The sequence below is a fragment of the Kaarinaea lacus genome, assembly GCF_975902315.1.
This window is the reverse complement of the sequence record NZ_CDLKIE010000154.1, coordinates 1-2,930: the sequence shown is the minus strand read 5'-3', so window position 1 is coordinate 2,930 and position 2,930 is coordinate 1. Positions and strand designations below refer to the sequence as shown.

Below are 2,930 nucleotides of genomic sequence, written 5' to 3'. Positions count from 1 at the left end.
GGATGAAGCCCGTGGTCCTGTGACACTGGCTGCAATCCTGGTTGGTGGGTACGTGGTTCACTGTTTTGCCCGTGGCGGTTGTACCATCATGACAGGAAGCACAGTTACCGGTAATGCCCTGGTGATCAAACTGCGCGCCGGCAAACGCCGTGGTGTTATGGCACACGGAGCAATCCTCATTCGTGGGAATGTGACCATTAGGCTTACCTGTCGCATCGGTGCCATTGTGGCACGAGGTACAGTTGTCAACGATACCGGTATGATCGAACACCGCGTTTGCAAAGGTGCCAGGCACGTGACAGACACGGCAGTCTTCGTTGGTTGGAAGATGGTTAGCATCCTTTCCTGTTGCTGTAACACCATGGCAGGAGTCACAGCGGGCATTGAGAACCTCAGGGCTCGTGTGATCGACGAACGCATCGGCGAAATTGGTAGTGTTATGACACGCGCCGCAATCCTCGGTAGTGTCCGGATGAGGGGGCGTCGGATCATCAGCCTTACCTCTGGCTCCAATCGCCGTAAAACTTCCGTCATGACAAGACTCACAATTCCCCGTGATACCGGAGTGATCAAAAATCGTGTCTGAGAATAATCCCGTATTGTTATGACAGAAGCGACAATCCTGATCCGTCGGTACATGAGTGTTGGGGTCTTTAAAAAAGCCAGGATCCATGAATTGATCCCTGTGGCAACCACCACAACCACCGGTAAGACCGACGTGTACCCCACCCGGATTATCAAGAAATGTCGTTGATAAAAATCCATCCGTCGGATTATTAGGATCACCCACAGCCGTGGAGTTATGACAGGCACTGCAGTCATCCTGTGTCGGGATATGGTTCGTTATCTTGCCCACTGCAAACGTGCCGTCATGACAGGAAGCACAGTTATCGGTTATACCCAGGTGAACCGTACTCAGGAAGATCGAATTGGCGAATCCGCCCGGATTGGTATCGATGTGGCATGTGCTGCAGTCATCCGATGTTGGGATATGATTCACTTTCTTGCCAGTAGCAATATTTCCATCGTGACAGGAAGCACAGTTATCAACGATACCTGCGTGATTGAAAATCGCGCCGGCAAAGCTGTCAAAATTGTCAATCGCATGACAGACAGAACAATCTTCCGTGGTTTCCACGTGATTGCCCGGCTTACCAACACTGATCTCGTGATTGTGGCATGACGCGCAGTTATTTAGATCGACGCCGGCATGGTCAAAGGTATTACTGGTAAAAGTACCCGGGGCATGGCAAACATTGCAATCCTGAGCACCTATGTCCATGTGGTTAACCGACATACCCGGTGCATCAATGCCATTATGACATTCGTTGCATGACCGACTCGTCACTTCAACAGATGTATGATCAACATAAGATGGAGTGAAAGCGGTGGTGTTATGACAATTTCCACAATCGGCAGTGGTGTCAAGGTGTGCTTCACCGGTCCGGACCAGCTTCTCATCCTTGCCAATGGCATTAACGTTGTTGTGACATGATTCGCAAGCTTGTTCATCGGCACTCACCAGGGAGTGATCGAATTTCTCACCGTTTAGAGAGAAGCCCAGGATATCATGGCAAACAGCGCAATCCAGGGTAGTCACGATATGATCTACCGATTTGCCCGTTGCGCCATCGCCATGGCAACCAGACCTTGAACAATCATTAATGATGCCGTCATGATCGAAGCCAGTAGCAGGTATAAAACTTTGTACAGTATGACAATGATTACATTCACTGTCTGTTTGAATATGTGTATCATTTTTCCCCGTGGCAACAATTCCATTGTGGCAGGTAGAGCATGCTCTGTTAATGTTGCTATGGTCAAAGCTACCATCCGCTTCCAGTTCAAGGAACGCAGTAGTACTATGGCAATCATTACATTCGGCATTCGTCTCCACATGGGCATCTGATTTACCAATGGCGGTTATACCATCATGGCAGGTGCTGCAATTGCCAAAAACTTCGAGATGATCCACGACGGGAATTTCAGAAAAAGACAGGGTGGTATGACAGGCCTGACACATGTTACTGGTACCAATATGATCGGCTGATTTACCGACATCTACATTACCGTTATGGCAATTACCACAATTTGATGACAATCCTGCATGATGCGCTGGTCCCGTGGGACGAGGATCACCAGCGACGGCAGCAATCACGGTTACAATGGCACGTGAATTATCATTACCACCGGCGTCGACATACATTTCGACAATATAAGTTCCTACGACATCGGCAGTAAAACTGGGTGTTAAAGTCGTAGCACCCACTAGCTCCGCGTTACTACCATCCGGTTTTGCATTAAAGGACCAGGAATAGGTCAGTGAAGCAGCCGGTATACTTGAAGCAGATCCGTTAAGTGAAACGAGATCACCAACCGTTACTGAAGTAATAGGCCCTGCATTGGCCGTAATGCTAACTGTTATAACAGTATTGGCTGGTGGATTGGTACCAGGTGGATTAGTGCCGGGAGGATTTGTGCCGGGTGCTAAACCTGTATCTCCTCCACCGCCACTGCACCCAGTGACTAATATGATCAGAAATAAAGTGAATACGTAGCCAATCAGCCCTTGGCTCTGTGCTTGAATCATCCTGCTTGCCCCCCTAATCCTTACAAATCAACATATTACGTAGACCTTGCTTACCGCTTTTGTTGAAAGTCCAACGTTTCGCCAGTATATACACACCTAACATTATTCGTAAGTAATAAATCGATATATACTTAAAAAGTTCACATTTCCTTCATGATATGGGCTCAATTCAATATCAGCGTTGCTGTTAAAGCAGATATCCAGGCCAACATATTGTAGATAACGCGTCAGAGCAGGTGGTTTCGAGCTATTTACTTCCGGATTCAGAAACAATGCGCGAACTATTGAACGTACTTACTAAAACGTTAGCACTCGTAAAGGTGAGTTTAATCTATGGGAT

At 47.8% G+C, this 2,930-nt stretch carries 1 protein-coding gene; it reads right to left on the bottom strand.

What is annotated here, in order from left to right; translation table 11 throughout:
* Positions 1 to 2,590 (bottom strand): hypothetical protein (locus ACWVCM_RS04305; protein ID WP_455200483.1); only part of this gene is annotated, 2,590 nt, incomplete at its 3' end.
* Between the last annotated feature and the right edge of the window lie 340 nt (positions 2,591 to 2,930).